Annotated in this window: 12 protein-coding genes; 4 read left to right on the forward strand and 8 right to left on the reverse strand. The window is 71.1% G+C overall.

The annotated features are described in order from the left end of the window. A partial coding sequence (locus TR46_RS32130) for an FtsK/SpoIIIE domain-containing protein (RefSeq protein ID WP_042408875.1) occupies positions 1–1,967 on the forward strand: 1,967 nt, incomplete at its 5' end. A gap of 107 nt (positions 1,968–2,074) precedes the next feature. Here the strand turns inward: TR46_RS32130 and TR46_RS32135 are convergent. The 4 genes from TR46_RS32135 to TR46_RS32150 form a co-directional block, all read right to left on the reverse strand. After that, positions 2,075–3,049, reverse strand: coding sequence for a carbohydrate ABC transporter permease (locus tag TR46_RS32135; protein WP_084719125.1), 975 nt, complete (start codon positions 3,047–3,049; stop codon positions 2,075–2,077). Continuing rightward, complete coding sequence (locus tag TR46_RS32140) at positions 3,046–4,020, reverse strand: carbohydrate ABC transporter permease (protein WP_042408878.1); 975 nt, start codon at positions 4,018–4,020, stop codon at positions 3,046–3,048. Before TR46_RS32140 ends, TR46_RS32135 begins: the two co-directional genes overlap by 4 nt. 127 nt (positions 4,021–4,147) lie before the next feature. Beyond that, positions 4,148–5,533, reverse strand: a complete 1,386-nt coding sequence (locus TR46_RS32145; protein ID WP_042408881.1) for an ABC transporter substrate-binding protein — start codon at positions 5,531–5,533, stop codon at positions 4,148–4,150. 174 nt (positions 5,534–5,707) lie between these two features. After that, the gene (locus TR46_RS32150; protein WP_161790240.1) at positions 5,708–7,060 is read right to left on the reverse strand and encodes a polysaccharide biosynthesis protein; all 1,353 of its coding nucleotides are present in this window, start codon (positions 7,058–7,060) and stop codon (positions 5,708–5,710) included. Positions 7,061–7,437: 377 nt separating this feature from the next. Between TR46_RS32150 and TR46_RS32155 the strand changes: the two genes are divergently transcribed. Together TR46_RS32155 and TR46_RS32160 are read left to right on the forward strand one after the other, a co-directional pair. Continuing rightward, the gene (locus TR46_RS32155) at positions 7,438–8,964 is read left to right on the forward strand and encodes a bifunctional glycosyltransferase/class I SAM-dependent methyltransferase (RefSeq protein ID WP_042408884.1); all 1,527 of its coding nucleotides are present in this window, start codon (positions 7,438–7,440) and stop codon (positions 8,962–8,964) included. Between the two features lie 2 nt (positions 8,965–8,966). After that, positions 8,967–10,253, forward strand: coding sequence for a glycosyltransferase 87 family protein (locus TR46_RS32160; protein ID WP_052433278.1), 1,287 nt, complete (start codon positions 8,967–8,969; stop codon positions 10,251–10,253). Between the two features lie 128 nt (positions 10,254–10,381). Here the strand turns inward: TR46_RS32160 and TR46_RS32165 are convergent, their stop codons facing one another. The 4 genes from TR46_RS32165 to TR46_RS32180 form a co-directional block, all read right to left on the reverse strand. After that, positions 10,382–15,358: an NAD-glutamate dehydrogenase gene (locus TR46_RS32165; protein ID WP_042408888.1), complete on the reverse strand. Its 4,977-nt coding sequence runs from the start codon at positions 15,356–15,358 to the stop codon at positions 10,382–10,384. 252 nt (positions 15,359–15,610) lie between these two features. Continuing rightward, complete coding sequence (gene pruA / locus TR46_RS32170; protein WP_042408891.1) at positions 15,611–17,236, reverse strand: L-glutamate gamma-semialdehyde dehydrogenase; 1,626 nt, start codon at positions 17,234–17,236, stop codon at positions 15,611–15,613. A 13-nt stretch (positions 17,237–17,249) separates the two neighbouring features. Continuing rightward, a complete protein-coding gene (locus TR46_RS32175) occupies positions 17,250–17,906 on the reverse strand; it encodes an HAD family hydrolase (protein ID WP_042408928.1) in 657 nt (218 codons plus the stop codon). Between the two features lie 68 nt (positions 17,907–17,974). Next, positions 17,975–18,490, reverse strand: coding sequence for a DUF6912 family protein (locus TR46_RS32180; RefSeq protein WP_042408894.1), 516 nt, complete (start codon positions 18,488–18,490; stop codon positions 17,975–17,977). A 311-nt stretch (positions 18,491–18,801) separates the two neighbouring features. Here TR46_RS32180 and TR46_RS42775 point away from each other — a divergent pair. Beyond that, the coding region (locus TR46_RS42775) for an Rv3235 family protein (RefSeq protein ID WP_052433279.1) at positions 18,802–19,233 on the forward strand (432 nt) is incomplete at its 3' end.

The following is a 19,233-nucleotide window of genomic DNA, read 5'->3' on the forward strand; positions in this document are numbered from 1 at the left end:
GCCTGCGACTGGCCCCGGCCCGGACCGTGCGCCCCGCCGACGCCGCCCGCTGGCCCGACCCCGCCGAACTGCTGCACACCGCGCTGGGCCCCGGCCCCAGGCTCTGGGAGCGCGGCCCCGACCACCCGGACACCCTGGCGCTGCGGCTGGGCAGCGCCGGACCCCACGCCGCACCGGTCACCCTGGACCTGCGCACCGTCGGCAGCCTGGGCCTGAGCGGCCCGCAACCCCGGCTGGCCGGGCTGGCCAGGGCCCTGGTCGCCCAGCTCGCGGTGCTGCACGGCCCCGGCGCGCTGGAGCTGGTGCTGGTCTCCGCCGACCCGGCGCGCCCCGCCGAGCTGCGCGCCCAGGACTGGTCCTGGGCGTTCTGGCTGCCGCAGCTGCGCCCGCTGCGGGGGCAGCCCTGCCGGCTGCTCACCGCGCTGGACCCCGAGCAGGCCCTGGCCCGGCTGGCCGAGCTGGGCGCCGCGGGCGGCAGCGCCCCCCGGGGCTGCGCGCTCACCGTCCTGGTGGTCGACGGCGACCCGGGCAGCACCCAGGCCAGGGCCGCACTGGACAGCCTGCTGGCGCACGGCCCGGCCCAGGGCGTCCATGTGCTCGCCCTGGCCGAACGGCCCGACCTGCTGCCGCACGGCTGCGGTGCCACCGCCGCGATCGGCGGCGAGGTCGACACGCTGCTCACGCTGGAACGCCCGGTCGAGGACGCGGGCCCGGTGTCCGGCGGCCAGCACCGGGCCGCCCCGCCGCTGGAGCTGGTGGACGGGATCGCCCTGGACGCGGTCTCGCCCGCCTGGGCCGAGCGGCTGGCCCGCGCGCTGGCGCCGCTGCGCGAGCCGGACGGCAACCGCAGGCCGGGGCGCGGCGCCCTGCCCGACGCCCCCAGGCTGCTGGACCTGCTCGGACTCGATACGGTCACCCCGGCCAAACTGGCCAGCCGCTGGGAGGAGCTGCAGGTCGCCTCGGGCGCCCTGCCCGGAGCGCTGGTCGGCGCGGACCGCGACGGCGCCTGCGGGCTGGACCTGGCCAGCCACCTGCTGATCGGCGGCGCCCCCGGCTCCGGACGCACCGAACTGCTGCGCACCCTGCTGGCCTCGCTCTCGGTCGCCGAGCGGCCCGACCGCCTCGGCGTACTGCTGATCGAGGGCCGCCCGCCGCACGACCCGGCCGACGGGCTGCTGCCCTGCACCGAGCTGCCGCATGTCACCGACCATGTGGACGGCTCGGACCCGCTGCGGCTGCTGCAGGCGGCCCAGAGCCTGCTGGCCGAGCTGGACCGGCGCGAACTGCTGCTGCAGGGCCGCTCCTTCGCCTCCTGGCACGCCGAGCGCGCACTCGCCAGGCTCGCGCCCCCGCGCCGGGCCGCCGACGACTACCCGCACGGCGCGCCCCCGGCGGCCCCGCCCGCCCCCGCGCGCGTGGCCGTCGACACCGCCCCGCCCGCCCATCTGCTGGTCGTCGTGGACGACCACGACGAACTGCTGCTGCCGGGCCGCGAGCGGGCGGCGCTGGCCGCGGCGCTCGACGCGGTCGCGGTCCGCGGGCTGCGGCTGGGGGTGCACCTCGCCGTGGCCACCGGCCGCCCCGACCGCAGCAGCGGCACCGACCTCGACGAGGCCGCCCACCTGCGGATCGCACTGCGCACCGAGGACGCCCGGCTGTCCTCGCTGCTGATCCATGTGGACGACGCCGCGGGCGTCCCGGAGGACCGTCCCGGGCGCGGCTGGATCCGCTACACCGACGGCGGGGTGACGGCCTTTCAGAGCGCCAGGGTCAGCGGCCGGATCCCCCGTACCGCCACGCTGCGCCCCACCGTGGCGCCGATCGACTGGGCCGCCATGGGGGACCCGCCGGCCCGCCGCCCGGTCCGCGAGCTCGGCAACGGCCCGACCGACCTGGCGCTGCTGGCCAGCGCCCTGCAGCGGGCCGCGGACACCGCAGGAGCGGGGCCGGCGGCCCCGCTGCTCTGAGGCGCGGATCTTCGACTGCGGACCATAGGTGGCCGGGCGCGCAGTTCCCCGCGCCCCTCAGCAGGTGCAACTGGGCCGGTTGCAGACCGTTCGGGCCCAGCCCTGGCCTAGCCCTTGACGCTTCCGGCCAGGAGTCCTCGGACGAAGTACCGCTGCAGGCCGAAGAAGACGGCCAGCGGAATGATGATGGAGATGAACGCGCCCGCCGTCAGGATCTCCCAGTGGTCCCCGAAGGAGCCGGACAGCTGGGCCAGCCGGACCGTCAGCGGCGCCACCTCGGGGGTGCCTCCGGCGAAGGTGAGGGCGACCAGCAGGTCGTTCCAGACCCAGAGGAACTGGAAGATCGCGAACGAGGCCAGCGCCGGAGTGGCGAGCGGCAGCACGACCGAGCGGAACACCCGGAAGTGGCTGGCGCCGTCCACCCGGGCCGCCTCGATCAGGTCCCTGGGCAGCTGGGCGATGAAGTTGTGCAGCAGGAACACCGCCAGCGGCAGCGCGAACATGGTGTGCGAGATCCACACCGGGGCGTAGGTTCCGCCGAGCCCCAGGCTCGGGAAGATGGTAGCGCTGCCGATGTGCGCGCCTCCCGAGTACAGCTGCAGCAGCGGCACCAGGGCCATCTGCAGCGGCACCACCTGCAGCGCGAAGATCAGGAAGAAGATGACGTCGCTGCCCCTGAACCGCACCCAGGCCAGCGCGTAGGCGGCCATCGAGGCCAGCGCCAGCGGGAAGATCGTCGCCGGGACGGTGATCGCCAGCGAGTTGATCAGATAGGGCATCAGCCCGTTCTGCACCCCGAAGCCGCCGTTGAACAGCACGTCGTGGTAGTTGGACAGGGTGATGCCGGGGTGGGCGAAGAAGGTCCACCACCCGGTCTGCGCCACATCGCTCTCCGGACGCAGCGAGGTGGCCAGCAGACCCAGGGTGGGAACGGTCCACAGCACGGTGAGCAGGATCACCAGGAACGAGGCGATCGGGCTGCTGAACGCCCGGCGCACGGCCTTGGCCCCGGCCTGGCCCCCGGCGGGGACCACGGGCGCGGCGTCGGCCGCCGCCGAAGCTTCGACGGTCTCTTCGCTCATCGGGTCGCACGCTCCCTGCGCAGCTGGACGATGTTGTAGCCCACCAGGGGCAGCACCGCGACGAAGAGGATCACCGCGAGGGCGCTGCCCCGGCCCGTGTTGAACTCGGTGAAGGACTGCGAGTACATCTCGTTGGCCAGCACCTGGGTGCCGAAGTTGCCGCCGGTCATGGTCCGGATGATGTCGAACAGCTTGAGCGTGGTGATCATGACGGTGGTCAGCACCACGACCAGGGTGTTGCGGATCATCGGAATGGTCACGTACTGGAACAGCCGCCAGCCCCGCGCCCCGTCCAGCACCGCCGCCTCGGTGATCTCGTCCGGGATGGCCTTGATCGCCGCCGAGAGCACCACCATGGCGAACCCGGTCTGCACCCAGACCATGATCACCATCAGCAGGAAGTTGTTGAGCGGGTGCGAGAGGATCCAGTTGGGCGGGTTGTGCCAGCCCAGCCAGAGGCAGATCTGGCTGAGCAGCCCGATCTGCGGCTGCGAGGGGTCCCGGTAGTTGTAGACGAACTTCCAGATGATGCTCGCACCGACGAACGAGATCGCCATCGGCATGAAGATGAAGGCCTTGTAGAGCCCCTGGTGCTTCAGCCGGTCCACCAGCAGCGCCAGGACCAGCCCTAGCACGGTGGTGACGACCGGGGCCACGATGATCCACAGCAGCGTGTTGAGCAGAATCTGCTGCTCCCCGCTGCTGGTGAAGACCCAGGTGTAGTTGGAACCGCCGAGGAACTTGCTGGAGTCGTCGTTGTAGAAGCTGAGAGTGATCGTCCGGATGGCCGGGACGATCAGTCCCACCGCCAGCAGCAGCAGCGCGGGGCCGAGGAAGATCGTCACCGCGAGCGGTTTGGACACCCGGCCGGTGGCGCGCCCGGCGGCGAAGAAGATCAGCAGCAGCACGGCGACGAACACCACGACGGCACCAGCCGCATTGCCGAACTTGGTCAGCGCATCAGCCCACATCGAAGCGGCGCTCCTTCATTGTCGGATCGACCATGCACAACCCCAGGGGCGCGGGGCTCTGTCTTTTCAACAGAGTGCGCGAAACGAAGGTGGAGCCCCTCCCGCACAGTTCCCCGCGCCCAGGTGGCTACTGGGGCCAGGCCGCGTCGATGTTGGCCGCGGTCTTCGCCACCGACTGGTTGTTCGAGAACCAAGCCGTGAACTCGGTCCACTCCTTCCCGGAGCCGATCGCCGCCGGCATCAGGTCGGACGCGTCGAAGCGGAAGGTCGCCGTCGGGTCCGTCAGGTACTTCGCCGACAACTGGTCGACCGGGTCGGTGTAGACGGCCGGGTCCACCCCCTGGTTCGCCGAGACCCAGCCGGGCGCGACCTTGATCCTGCTGGTGGCCCAGGCCGCGGTGGAGAGGTAGTTCTGCACCGCCTGCACCTCGGGCCGGTCCGAGAACGCGGCCACGAACTCGCCGCCGCCCTCGACCGGGTCGCTCACGGACGGGTCCGCGGCCGGCAGCTTGAAGGCCCAGATGTCGCCGGACGGGCCGACCTTGGTGCCCTTGGGCCACTGCGCCTCGTAGAACGACGCCTGCTGCAGCATGGAGCACTTGCCCTTGAGGATGGGGCCGCCCGCGTCCTGGAAGGTGGTGGAGGCGATGGTGCTCACCCCGCCGAAGCCGCCGTTCACCCAGTCCGGGTTGTGCATCCAGCCCTGCAGGACGTTCATCGCCGCGATGATCTTCGGGTCGCTGAACTTGACGGTGTGGTTGACCCACTGGTCGTAGACGTCGCCGCCGTACTTGCCGAGGACGATCTCCTCCAGCCAGTCGGTGGCCGGCCAGCCCGTCGCCGTGCCGGAGCCCAGGCCGCCGCACCACGGCTTGTTCTTCCCGGCCTTGGCGATGGTGCTGCTGAGCGACATCAGGTCGGCCCAGGTGGTCGGCACCTTGTAGCCGGCGGCCGAGAACGCCTTGGGCGAGTACCAGACCAGCGACTTGATGTTGGCGCTCATCGGCGCCGCGTAGAAGGTGCCGTTGACCGACCCGTAGGTCTTCCAGATCGGCGCCCACTTGGCCTCGTTGGTGACGGTCTCCGCCGGCGGCTTGACCACCTTGCCGGTCTTCACCATCTGGGCCAGCAGACCCGGCTGCGGGATCACCGCCAGGTCGGGCGCGTTGCCGCCGTTGACCCGGACCGGCAGCTGGGACTCGAAGTCGTTGGAGCCCTCGTACGAGATGGTGATGCCGGTGCAGGTGCTGAACTGCTTCCAGGAGGACTGGAGCGAGTCGGACTCGGGGCTGAGGATGGACGCGAACATGGTGACCTTGGTGCCCGAGTGCCCGGCGTACGCCTGGTACTGGGCGCAGTCCCCGGTGAGGGTCGGAGCCGCCCCCGTGGTCTTGGAGCCGCCGGACGACGACGAGCCGTTGGAACAGGCCGCGAGCAGCGCCAGGGAGGTGACCGCGCCCGCGGCCAGGAGCTGCCGGCGCCACCCCCCACCCCGACCGACTTGGGTGTGCATAGGACAAGCCTCCTAGAGGGAAGTCGACTGCAGTGTCATATCCCGAGGTGCTGAATCTCTTTGCTGGCAGAACTCTTCGACGGAGCAAGAACTGGACCATAACTTGCAGGGAGAGCCACGCCAATAGATCGCGCAGCCTTCGAGTCCCGAACGCATACCGATCCGGTATCGGTGTCAGACAGTGACCGTCCCGGCCTCCGCGACCGACACCGCGGCGGGCGTCCAAACCGGCTGTCGTCGCAGGTGGCGGACGATTCCCAGGGCCAGCACCAGCGCCACGGCCCAGCATCCGCCGGCGTAACTGGCCTCCAGCCGCTCCATCACGGACCCCGGCAGCAGGGCGAGGGCGACGAAGACCGCGGCGCCGACGGCCCAGGCGACGCCCTGGGCCGTCTGCCGGTTCATGGCCAGCTGGCCCTGACTGAGGATCAGCGCCAGCAGCAGTCCGGCGGTCCCGAGGGCGAGCACGGCGAAGTCCGCGTTCCCGAGCACCCTCGGGGTGTGGAACAGCGTCGTCGCGAGCCAGGGCCCCAGACCGCCGCTGAGCAGCAGCCCGGCGGCCCCGAGCAGGATCGCACCGGCGGTCGCCCCGAGCAGCTGGCGCCGGAAGGAGGCCCGGTTCCCCAGCGCGTACGCGCGGCTGAGCACACTGAGCACCGAGGGCTGCACCGAGGCCACCGCGAAGATCGGCAGCCGGACGATGATCATGGCACTGAGCAGTGCGGCCGTCAGCGACGATCCCGAGCCCTTCATCGACGCGGCGGTCATCAGTTCGGCGAGGACCACCGGGGCGTTCGGCAGCACCTGGCCCAGCAGCGTGGAGAAGGTCAGCGGCGCCAGGCCCTTGCGCAGTTCCGTGGGCCGGGCCGGCGGACCGGGCCGCGCGGTGCGCAGCGTCGTGGCGATCCCCGCGGCCACCGAGGCCAGCGGCGCCAGGCTGAGCAGCAGCGCGAACGGGAGCGGCGAGGTGAGCCCGGCCAGGCTCAGGACCAGGGCCAGGATCACCCGAAGGACTGAGTCGATGCCCAACTGCGCGCCGTACGCCCGGAAGTGTCCGGAACCGGCCAGCAGGCCGCGGGTGATGTGCACCACCGAGAGACCGGCGAGCGCCGCGCCCAGCGCCCAGACCAGCGACCGGTCGCCGCGGAACAGCAGCCGGGCCAGCGGCCCGGAGAAGAGGCCGAGCCCCGCCAGGCAGAGCAGCAGCAGACTCGCCGAAATTCTTACCCCGCGCAGTGCCAACGGCTTGACGCCCTCGCCGCGGGCCCGCCGGGCCGCCACCACCCGGGTCAACTCCTGTTCCAGCGGCAGGAAGAGTCCGGTGCCCACGGAGAAGGCCAGCGACCACAGCACCGACAGGCCGGCCATTGCGTCAACGGAAAGCGTCCGTCCGGCAATAGCCAGGTAAACATACGAGGCCAGCGCCAGCGCGCAGACGCCGCCGCCCACCGGGATGGTGCCGGGAGGAAGTCGGCGAATGATCACGCGCAGGGCACGCGCTCTGGAGCTGGAGTCAAGTTCGGGCACGGTTCAGCCTCTCGGGTGCTGTGCGGACGGCTGACCGATTTGCGCCAAGGGTCCGGCACCGGACTGGTCGGCCGGAATTGACCGACTACGGTGGAAATCCTTGACCGGTATCCAGCTGTATTGCGGTCCGTATAGTATCCAGCCCGTGTTGCAGCCGACACACCCGCCGCATAGTGTCTCAACACTACGCGCTCAGCAGGTTGTTCTGTCCACGGCTGCGAGTCGGCCGGCCCAAGAATGCACCGTTCCAGTCATCCTCCTGCACATCTCCAGCGGATTCGATCAAATGATCGCGCAACCGGTGGAACCGAAAGCTTCGTCACACCGTCAAACGACAGCCGAAGTGGATCACTACGGCACCTCGAGCGGAGAGCACCGTGTCACCCAGTCCGATCAAATCGCCCCGAATCGGTGTCCTCGTCGTCGCATACAACGCCGAGGCAACGCTGGAGAAGACCCTCAGTCGCATTCCGGCGGACTTCCGGCCGCGCATCACCGAAATCCTGATCATGGACGATGCCAGCCATGACACGACTTTCCTGGCCGGCTGGCGCTGGTCCCAGCAAGAGGACGCCCCACCCACCGTCGTCATGCGGCACACCAAGAACCTCGGCTACGGCGGCAACCAGAAGGCCGGCTACCGGCTCGCCATGGAACGCGGTCTCGACATCGTGGTCATGCTCCACGGCGACGGCCAGTACGCGCCCGAGCGGCTCGCCGACATGGTCGCGCCGATCGAGTCCGGCGAGGCGGACGCGGTCTTCGGCTCGCGCATGATGGTGGACGGCGGCGCCCGTCGCGGCGGCATGCCGGCCTACAAGTACCTGGGCAACCGCGTGCTGACCAGGATCGAGAACGGCCTGCTGAAGACCCGGCTCACGGAGTTCCACTCGGGATACCGCGCCTACCGCGTGTCCGCGCTCGCCGAGATCCCGATCGAGCGCAACACCGACGCCTTCGACTTCGACACCCAGATCATCGTCCAACTGGTCGACGCCGGGAAGAAGATCGTGGAGATCCCGATCCCGACCTACTACGGCGACGAGATCTGCTACGTCAACGGGGTCAAGTACGCCAAGGACGTGGTGAAGGACGTCCTGGAGTACCGGCTCGCCCAGAAGGGCTTCGGCACCTGTCCCTGGATCCCCAAGCCCGACGAGTACGCGTTCAAGGAGGGCGACGGCTCCTCCCACGCGGCCATCCTCGACCTGCTGCGGGACCTGCCGCCGTCCAAGGTCCTGGACCTGGGCTGCTCGGGCGGCCTGTTCGCCGAACGGGTCCGCGCCCTGGGCCACGAGGTCACCGGCGTGGACTACATCGAGGTGGAGGGCGTACGCGAGCGCACCGACCGCTTCCTGCTCGCGGACCTCAACAACGGTCTCCCGAACGAGGTGGGCAACGGCTACGACCTGGTCGTGGCGGGTGACGTGATCGAGCACCTGCACCGTCCCGAGCGGGTGCTGGAGGAGATCCGCGCGGTGCTGCGGCCCGGCGGGCAACTGCTGCTCTCCGTGCCCAACTTCGGGCACTGGTACTCCCGCGGCCGAGTGGCCCTCGGCGGCTTCGGCTACGACCGCCGCGGCATCCTCGACGAGACCCACCTGCGCTTCTACACCCGCGCCAGCCTGCGCCGCGTCGTCCGCGACGCCGGCTACGACCTGGTCGGACTCAGCTTCACCGGCTCACCCTTCGTCAATTTCGCGGGCGAGGGCAGCGCGGTCACCAAGGTCGCCGGCGGGATCTCCAAGGCCCTGGTGAAAACCCGGCCGACCCTCTTCGGCTACCAGCTCGTCGCGCGGCTCGCCCCGCACGCCGAGCGCATCCTCACCGTGGGCGACGGGGACCACGTCGAGGAGCTGCTGCTGCAGCAGTCGGCCCGGGCCGCCGGGACGGGCAACGCCTGACCATGCCGTCGCTCTCGCAACTGACACCCCGGGACCCGGTCCGGCGCGCCCGCCTGGTCGTGCTGGGGGCAGCCCTGGCGGTCCTCGCACTGAAGATCTGGCTGGCGGCGACCACGCACGGCACCCAGGACGTCAGCACCTTCACCCAGTTCGCCCGAGTCATCGGCAAGGTCGGCCCGGTGGGGATCTACGGCGTGCCGCACCCGGCCGTGGACCTCTACAACCACCCGCCGCTGACCGGGGACCTGCTCTGGCTGCTGTGGCACATCAGCCGGCACGGCGTCCCCTTCGCGCTCCTGATCAGGATCCCGGCGAGCGTGGCCGACGTGTTCACCAGCCTGCTCGTCTTCTCGCTGGTCCGCGCGTGGCGGAAGAGCACGCGTCAGGCGATGTGGGCGGGGATCGGAACCGCCTGCAGCCCGGTCCTGGTCATCATTTCGGGATTTCACGGCAACACCGACCCGGTCTTCATCCTGTTCCTCCTGCTCTCGGTGTGGCTGCTGACCGAACGTCGGCTCCCGCTGCCCGCCGGGATCGCCTTCGCGCTGGCCGTGAGCATCAAGGTGGTCCCGCTGGTCGCACTCCCGGTGCTGCTGCTGTGGGCGCTGCTGCACAGCCGCCGCACGCTGCTGATGTTCCTCGGGGGGCTGGCCGTCACGCTCGTAGTGATCTGGGGCCCGGCCGCGATCGGTCACTGGCCCCAGCTCCGCACGAACGTCCTCGGCTACAACGGCTGGAGTGCGCCCCAGTGGGGCCTGGCCCAGCTGCTGAGCGACCTCGGGATGAAGAGGGCGGACCTGCATCCGCTGCTGGACCACCTGCGCACCCCGGTCGTCGCCGCGTCCGCGCTGCTCGGCATGCTCCTGGTCTGGCGGCGCAGGGACGCACTCGGCCCGGCCGTGGGCATCTCACTGGCCTGTCTGCTGCTGCTGAGCACCGCCACCGGCACCCAGTACCTCTCGTGGGCCGTCGCGGGTCTCTTCGTCGCGGAGGCCTGGACCGGGCTGCTGTACAGCCTGGTCGGCGGTGCGTTCCTGTTCCAGCTCTACGACGCCTGGTCGAAGGGCACCTGGGACGTCGCCACGGCCATCGTGTGGACCCACGAGCAGGTCCAGTTCGGCCTGGCCGCCTGGGCGTCCCTGGGCGTCGCGGTGGTCTTCGCGGTGCGCGCGGTGCTGCGCTCCCCGCGCACCGGGAGAACCGCACCGCTCTCCCCCCGGTCGACGGCGGAGGCCTCCGGCCGGGTGACGGCGGACTCCGCCCGGGCTGCCGGAACCGACCTCGGCTGAACCGAGCGAGCGGGCACAACGCCGCAGGGCGGCTCCCCCGGCCGGGGGAGCCGCCCTGCGGCGTTGTGACGGGGCGTCGTGACAGGGCGTCGTGACAGGGCGTCGTGACGGGGCGTCGTGACGGCCGGTCAGCGCATGGAGCCGCTCTTCAGCAGGGTGCGGATCACCCGCATCGCCACGCTCAGGTTGGCCAGGTCGTACGCCTCCGCACTCCTTATGTCGTCCAGCGTCGCGCGGGCCCGGTTGACCAGGGTGGAGTTGGTCTGCGCCCAGGCCTCGTAGCGCTGCGCCGGGGTCGAGCCCGGCTCGCCGTGGCCCAGCAGGTCCGCGGTGAGCGCGGCGTGCGCGGCGAACAGGTCCTCCCTGATCGCGGCCCGGGCCATCGACTGCCAGCGGTCGCCGCGGGGCAGTTCGATGATCCGGTCCAGCAGGTCGCTGATCTGCAGCGCGTCGGCGAGGTCGTAGTACACCTCGGCGACGGTGTGGACGTCCTGCCCGGTGCGGTCGGCGGTCTCCACGATGTCCAGGGTCGGGAAGACCGAGGACAGCCCGGCGACCCGGACCGCCAGCTCGGCCGGGACCCCGGCCTCGGCCAGCTCCCCGTACACATGGTCGAACCACTCGCGGTCCGAACCCCGCAGCAGCTCCGGCAGCAGCGTCCAGACCTGGTTGCAGCGCTCGCGGAACATCTCGATGGCGCCGGCGATGTCCAGCGGCTGGCGGCGGTTGTTGAGCAGCCAGCGGGTGGCCCGCTCCACCAGGCGGCGGCTGTGCAGCCGCATCCGGGTCTGCACCGCGGCCGGGACCCGGTTGTCCAGGCCCTCGATCTGCGCCCAGATGCCCTTGAGGTCGAAGATCGCCCGCGCCGCCGTGTGCGAGCGCACGATCTCCTCGTACGTCGCCCCGGTCTCCTCCTTCAGCCGGAAGGCGAAGGTGCAGCCGCCGCGGTTGACGGTCTCGTTGACCAGCACCGTGGTGATGATCTCCCGGCGCAGCGCATGGGCGTCGATCTGGTCGCCGAAGCGCTGCTGCAGCTGCGGCGGGAAGTAGCGGTGCAGCTTGCCCTGGAGGTAGGGGTCCTCCGGCAGGTCCGAGGCCAGGATCTCGTCGGCCAGGGTGATCTTGGTGTAGGCGAGCAGCACCGACAGCTCGGGCTGGGTGAGCCCGCGTCCGGCCGCGGCCCGCTCGCGGATCTGCGAGCCGTTGGGCAGGAACTCCAGCGCCCGGTTGAGGTGCCCGTCGGCGACCAGCCTGCGCATCATCCGGGAGTGCACGTCGAGCATGCTCGGCGCCTGCGCCAGGGCGTTGGCCAGGGCCACGTTCTGCGCGTAGTTGTTCTCCAGGACGTGCGCCCCGACCTCGTCGGTCATCTCCGCGAGCAGGCCGTTGCGCTGCTTGACCGTCAGGTCGCCGTCGGTGACCACCCGGTTGAGCAGGATCTTGATGTTCACCTCGTGGTCGGAGGTGTCCACGCCGGCCGAGTTGTCGATGGCGTCGGTGTTGACCGCGCCCCCGGTCCGCTCGCCGTTCTCGCCGACCGGGCCGCCGACACTCGCGAACTCGATCCGGCCCAGCTGGGTGGCGCCCAGGTTGCCGCCCTCGCCGAGGACCTTGACCCGCAGCTCCGCGCCGTCGACCCGGATCGCGTCATTGGCCTTGTCCCCGACCTCGGCGTTGTTCTCCGCGGAGGACTTGACGTAGGTGCCGATGCCGCCGTTCCACAGCAGGTCGACCGGGGCCAGCAGGATCGCCTTCATCAGCTCGGCCGGGGTGAGCCGGGAGACGCGGTCCGCGATGCCGAGCGCGGCCCGCATCTGCGCGGTGATGTTGATGGACTTGGCGCTGCGCGGGAAGACCCCGCCGCCGGCCGAGATCAGCGACTTGTCGTAGTCCTCCCAGGAGCTGCGCGGCAGGTCGAACAGCCGCTTGCGCTCGGCGAAGGAGGCGGCCGCCGCCGGGTCGGGGTCGATGAAGATGTGGCGGTGGTCGAAGGCCGCCACCAGCCGGATGTGCTCGCTGAGCAGCATGCCGTTGCCGAAGACGTCCCCGGACATGTCGCCGACCCCGACGACGGTGAAGTCCTCGCTCTGGGTGTCGTGGCCCAGCTCGCGGAAGTGCCGCTTGACCGACTCCCAGGCGCCGCGGGCGGTGATGCCCATGCCCTTGTGGTCGTAGCCGGCCGATCCGCCGGAGGCGAAGGCGTCGCCGAGCCAGAAGCCGTAGGACTCGGCGACCTCGTTGGCGATGTCGGAGAAGGTCGCGGTGCCCTTGTCCGCGGCGACCACCAGGTAGGTGTCGTCGCCGTCGTGCCGCACCACGTCCTTCGGCGGGACCACTCCGATCTCGGGGACCAGGTTGTCGGTGATGTCCAGCAGACCGCAGATGAAGGTCTTGTAGGAGGCGATGCCCTCGGCCATCCAGGCGGCCCGGTCCACCGTCGGGTCCGGCAGCTGCTTGGCGACGAAGCCGCCCTTGGAGCCGACCGGGACGATCACCGTGTTCTTCACCATCTGCGCCTTGACCAGGCCCAGCACCTCGGTGCGGAAGTCCTCGCGGCGGTCGGACCAGCGCAGCCCGCCGCGGGCGACCTTGCCGAAGCGCAGGTGCACGCCCTCGACCTGCGGCGAGTAGACCCAGATCTCGTAGGCCGGGCGCGGGGCCGGCAGGTCGGGGATGGCCTGCGGGTCGAACTTCATCGACAGATAGGAGTGCGGCTCGCCCGTGACGGCGTCGCGCTGGAAGAAGTTGGTCCGCAGGGTGGCCTTGATCATCGAGAGGAAGGAGCGCAGGATGCGGTCCTCGTCCAGGCTGACCACCTGGTCCAGGGCGCCGTCCAGCTCCTCCATGATCCCGTCGGTGAGCTCCTCGCCGCCGGAGCGGTGGGCCGGCGACAGCCGGGCCTCGAACAGGTTCACCAGCAGCCGGGTGGTGTGGACGTTGTTGGTGAGCGCGTCCTCGACGTAGTCCTGGGAGAAGGTGGACCCGGCCTGCCTGAGGTACTTGGCGTAGGCGCGCAGCACCACCGACTGACGCCAGGTCAGACCGGCGCGCAGGATCAGCGAGTTGAAGCCGTCGTTCTCGGCGCGGCCGGTCCAGGCGGCGGCGAAGGCCTCCTGGAAGCGGTCCCTGGCGTCCTCGTTGACCGAGCTGGCGACATCCGCCGGCAGCCGCAGGCCGAAGTCGTACACCCAGGCGACGGTGGAGTCGCTGCGGCGCAGCTCGTACGGGTGCTCGTCCAGCACCTCGACGCCCAGCCGCTGCAGCACCGGCAGCACGTCGCTGAGCGAGACCGAGCCGCCGACCCAGTAGATCTTGAAGCGGCGCTCGCCCTCGGCGGCGTCCACCGGCTGGTAGAGGTTCAGCCGGAAGTCGGTGGGGCCGGTGAGCGACTCCAGCTGGCGCAGGTCGGCGACGGCGGTGGCCGGGGTGAAGTCGGCCCGGTAGCCGTCCGGGAAGGCGTTGGCGTAGCGGCGCGAGCACTCGGCCGCGCGCTCCTCGCCGCACTCGCGGGTGAGCACCTCGCCGAAGCCGTCCATCCAGGAGCGGGCCGCCTCGGCGAGCTTGGCCTCCAGCCGCTCGACGTCGGAGTCGGAGAGCTTGGGCAGCTCGCTGCCCGGCTCGACCCGGACCACGAAGTGCAGCCGGGCCAGCACCGACTCGGTGTTCCAGGCGGTGTAGTCGATCGCGGTGCCGCCGAGCTCCTTCATCAGCAGGTCCATCAGCCGCAGCCGGACCCGGGTGGTGTAGCGGTCGCGCGGCAGGTAGACCAGGGCGGAGAAGTAGCGGCCGTACTCGTCCTGGCGCAGGAACAGCCGCAGCTTGCGGCGCTCCTGCAGGTAGAGCACGCTCAGCGCGACCGACAGCAGCTCGTCGGCCGGGGTCTGGAACAGCTCGTCGCGGGGGTAGGTCTCCAGGATCTGCACCAGGTCGCGGGCGTCGTGGCTCTCGACGGTGAAGCCGGACTCGGCGACCACGCGCTGGACCTTGCGGCGCACCACCGGGATGCGGTTGACCGACTCGGTGTAGGCGGCGGCGGACAGCAGGCCCAGGAAGCGGCGCTCGCCGACCACATTGCCCTGTGCGTCGAACTTCTTGACGCCGACGTAGTCCAGGTAGGACGGGCGGTGCACGGTGGAGCGGCTGTTTGCCTTGGTCAGCACCAGCAGCTTCTTCTCCCGGGCCTTGGCCCGGGCCGGCGCGGTGAGCCGGCTGAAGGAGGCGGACGCCATCGTTCCGGCCGTCTGCCGGGCGGCGGCGTGGACGTCGGCGCGCGGGTCGGAGCGCAGCACCCCGAGGCCGGTGCCGGGCACCGCCTGCAGCAGGTCCTCGCCGTCCTCGGCCTGCACCAGGTCGTACTCGCGGTAGCCGAGGAAGGTGAAGTGGTCGGCGGAGAGCCAGCGCAGCAGCTCCTGCGCCTCCTCCACCTCCTGGGCGGGCAGCTCCTTGGGCGGCTCGGTGCCCAGCTCGTCGGCCAGGCGCAGCGCGCCGTCGCGCATCTTGCCCCAGTCCTCGACGACCTCGCGGACGTCGCCCAGCACCCGGCGGAGGTCGGCCTCGATGGCGCGCAGGTCCTCGCGGTCGGTCTCCCGGTCGATCTCGACGTGCATCCAGGACTCGACCTGCGCGTCCTGCGGCTGCCCGGCGTCGGCGGCGCTGCAGGCGTCGGTGTCCAGGATCTCCAGCAGCTTGCCGGTGATGTCACGGCGGACCAGCAGCTGGGGGTGGATCACCACATGGATGGCGCGATTCTGACGGGTCAGCTCATTGGTCACCGAGTCGACCAGGAAGGGCATGTCGTCGGTGACGATCTCGACCACGGTGTGGCCGCAGGACCAGCCGTTCTCCTCCACCGAGGGGGTGGACACCCGCACCTCGGCGGTGCCCTGCGGGCGTCTCCCGGCCAGGCGGTGGTGCGACGCCGCGGCACCGTAGACGTCGACCGGGTCCCGGTCGAGCAGGTCCTCGGGAGCGGTGTGCAGGTAGTAGTGCTTCAGGTAGGAGGCGAGTGCGCCGCCGGCTCCGTCGCCGAACTCCGTTCCGGAGTCCCCCTGGGCTGTCGCCTTGCTGAGCAGTTCGGCCTTCGCCGCGTCCAGCTGGGTCTGCATGGCTATCTGGCTCCTGTCGCGCGCCGTTGCGTGACTCGGTGGTGTGCGTCGGACGGGCACCCCGCCGGGTCTGTCCGTATCCTCCCGCATGTCCGGATGAGGATGCGAACCGCCCGGCGAAATCCCGCCTTCCGCAGGGTTTCCCGGCGAGCCTAACCGGGGTAAGAGACCCTGTCAGGGGCCGGAACGGTGCACTGCGTCAGGAACATTGGTCCCTCCTGTACGAGTTGTCCAACCCGTCCCGGCAGGCCGCTACAGCATGTGCGGGTAGCGGTGGTCGGTGGGCGGGACGAAGGTCTCCTTGACGGACCGGGTGGAGGTCCAGCGCAGCAGGTTCTGGGCCGAGCCCGCCTTGTCGTTGGTGCCGGAGGCCCGCGCGCCGCCGAAGGGCTGCTGGCCGACCACCGCCCCGGTGGGCTTGTCGTTGATGTAGAAGTTGCCCGCGGCGAAGCGCAGCCGCTGCGCGGCGGTCGCGATCGCGGCCCGGTCCCGGGCGATCACCGCGCCGGTGAGGGCGTAGGGGGCGACCGACTCCAGCTGGTCCAGGGTCTGCTCCCAGCGGGCGTCCTCGTAGACGTGGACCGCCAGGACCGGCCCGAAGTACTCGGTCGAGAAGATCTCATGGCGGGGATCGGTGGACATGACCACCGTGGGGCTGACGAAGTATCCGATGGCGTCGTCGCAGTGGCCGCCGGCCACGATGTCCAGGCTGTGGTCGTGCCGCGCCCGGTCGATGGCCTCCTTGTTCTTCGCATAGGCGCGGGCGTCGATCAGCGCGCCCATGAAGCTGGAGAAGTCCGTGACGTCGCCCGCGGTCAGCCCGCGCACCTCGGCCAGGAAGTCGTCCTTCATCACCCGCCACAGGCTGCGCGGGATGTAGGCGCGGGAGGCCGCGGAGCACTTCTGCCCCTGGTACTCGAACGCCCCCCGGATCAGCGCGGTGCGCAGCACCGCCGGATCCGCGCTGGGGTGCGCGACCACGAAGTCCTTGCCGCCGGTCTCGCCGACCAGCCGGGGGTAGCCGCGGTAGCCGGAGATGTTGGCGCCGACGGTCCGCCACAACTGCTGGAAGGTGCGGGTGGAGCCGGTGAAGTGGATCCCGGCCAGGTCCCGGTGCGGAAGCGCGACCCGCGACAGCGCCTGCCCGTCGCCGGTCACCATGTTGACCACACCGGGCGGCAGCCCGGCCTCCTCCAGCAGCCGCATGGTGTACCAGGCCGACAGCGTCTGCGTGGGCGACGGCTTCCAGACCACCGTGTTGCCCATCAGCGCCGGCGCGGTGGGCAGATTCCCGGCGATGGCGGTGAAGTTGAACGGGGTGATCGCGCAGACGAAGCCCTCCAGCGGCCGGTGGTCGCTGCGGTTCCACACCCCTGGGCCGCTGACCGGCTGCTCCTCCAGGATCTGCCGGGCGAAGTGGACGTTGAAGCGCCAGAAGTCGACCAGTTCGCAGGGCGCGTCGATCTCCGCCTGCTGCACCGTCTTGGACTGGCCCAGCATGGTGGCCGCCGCCACCGTCTCCCGCCAGGGGCCGGCCAGCAGGTCGGCCGCCCTGAGGAAGACCGCGGCCCGGTCGTCGAAGGAAAGCTCCCGCCAGCCGGGCGCCGCCTTGAGCGCGGCGTCGACCGCGCGTTGGACGTCGTCGTCGGTGGCGTTGCCGAGCACGCCCAGCCTGGCCGCGTGGTGGTGCGGTTGGACCACCTCGGTCCGCTCGCCGCCGCCCATCCGCTGCACCCCGCCCACCGTCATGGACAGTTGGGCGTACTCCCCCGCGAGCCGCGCCAGTCCGGACCTGATCCTGGCCCGCTCCGGACTGCCCGGGGCGTACCCGTGGATCGGCTCGTTCACGGGCTGCGGTACCTGGGTGACAGCGTCCATACGTCTTATGCTGTCACGATTTGACCAGGTCTCGGGCATATTCGACGGCCTGGGCCAGGGTGTCGGCGACCGGCACTCCGACCCGTTCCAGTTCCGACCGGGCGTGCGAGCCGCCACTGAAGAGCACCGCGTGCGCGCCGACATGGGCCGCCGCGACCGCGTCGTCGACCACGTCGCCGATGAGCACCGTTCGGGACGGGTCCATGCCCTCGACCGATATCGCCGCGAGATGCCGGACCAGGTGCTCGGACTTGCCGCTGACGCCGCTGGTGCTGATCCGGCCGTCGACGCGGACGAAGTGCTGCTCCACACCGAGCCGGCGCACCAGCGGGAGCAGGTCGGCGTGGGCGTACATGGACAGCAGCGACTGCGATCCCGACCAGCCGGACAGTGCTCCGGCCGCCCCGTCGGTCAGTCCGCAGCCGTCCCGAAGGTCCTCGTAGTGGCGGTGGAAGCGGGAGTCCATCCGCAGCCATTCCTCCGCGGTCGGGGTCCGGCCCATCACGTGCTCGTAGAAGCCGATCACCGGCACCCGGTACAGCTCGCGGTACTGCTGGACGGTGAGCGGGGCCAGATCGATCTCGGCGAAGGCGGCATTGCTCGCCGCCACCACCACCTCGACGTCGTCGAAGAGGGTGCCGTTCCAGTCCCAGACGATGTGTGCACGCATGGCCGCACCGTACCCGGCGCCGCCGACAGGCGGGAGAACGGGCTGGTCAGCCGGCATCGGGGGGACGGTCAGGCGAGCAGGCCGGGGATCTCCTGGGTCGCGAACCAGAGCAGTTCGTGGTCCTCGGCCCCGTCCACGGTGAACCGGGCGTCCTCGTCCCCGGCGTCCGCCGCGGCCACCGCGACGGCCGCCGCCGCGACGGAGTCCCGGACGTCGGGATCGTCCGCGTCGGCGTGCACCGCGGCCGCCCTGGCCAGCGGCGGGGCCTCGGACAGGGTCACCGCGCCGAGGGCGGCGGCATCCGCGTGCTCGGCGTCGACCTGCAGTGCGACCGACCGGTCCGGGACGTCCAGGGCGACCACCACCCGGCGGCGCGGGGCCGCGCCGTCCAGCGCGAGCAGCCGCAGCGAGGACTGGGCGGCGCGGACCAGGGCGGCGTACTCCAGCTCCTCGATGTCGTCGCTGAGATACCACTCGCGCAGGGCCGGGGTGACCGCGTAGGCGCGCAGCGGCAGCGGTCCGAGGCCTCCGTCGGCGTGCGCCTGCGCCAGCGCGTGCAGGGTGGTGGGGACGTACACGCGCATCGGGGCACTCCGGTCGACGGTGGGGATGACTGTGGGAATGACGGTACGGGTGGGACCGGCGTCAAGCATAAGCGGCCGGGCGGCGGCCGAGAGTGGCTGCGGAGAGTCACCGATCGAGTGGGGTTTGACTGCGCTGGGTAATCGCCCCGCTGTCGTCGGCACCGGCATCGTCCCAGATCAGCCCGGTTTGCTCACCCGGATAGGTGAACTTCGGCGGGGGCTGCCGCGCCCCGGCGGGAGCCTTGTCGCTGTCAGTGCCAGCCGGTACCACTGGCCCCAGGCACACCACCGCGATTCGAGGGGGTACTGGCATGGTCGACACGAAGGCCACCGGGGTGAGGATCGGCCGGGTGCACAGTCTCGGCGCGGTCAGGGCCAGGCACGGCGGCGCGGCGCCCACCCGTACCGGGCACAACGCCCTGGCGCGCCACTACGCGGTGCGGCTGCTGGAGGTGCTCAGCGGGCACCGGGTCTGCGACCAGCTCGCCGCGCTGGCCACCGAGGAGGTCTACGACGATGTGCGCACCCTGGTCCGCAGGCGCTCGCTGCACGGCCCCGGGCCCGGCACCGCACGCCCGGTACTGCGGCGGGTCTTCGACGACTGCCCGGCCCCGGGGGTGCTGGAGGTGACCGCGACCGTCGGCATCGACGAGCGGCTGGAGTTCCTGGCCTTCCGGCTGGAGCAGCACCGCATGCCGCGGCGCCCGGAACCGGCATGGCGGTTCACCGCCCTGGAGACCAGG

It is taken from the genome of Streptacidiphilus carbonis (assembly GCF_000787775.1).
GTDB lineage: Bacteria > Actinomycetota > Actinomycetes > Streptomycetales > Streptomycetaceae > Streptacidiphilus > Streptacidiphilus carbonis.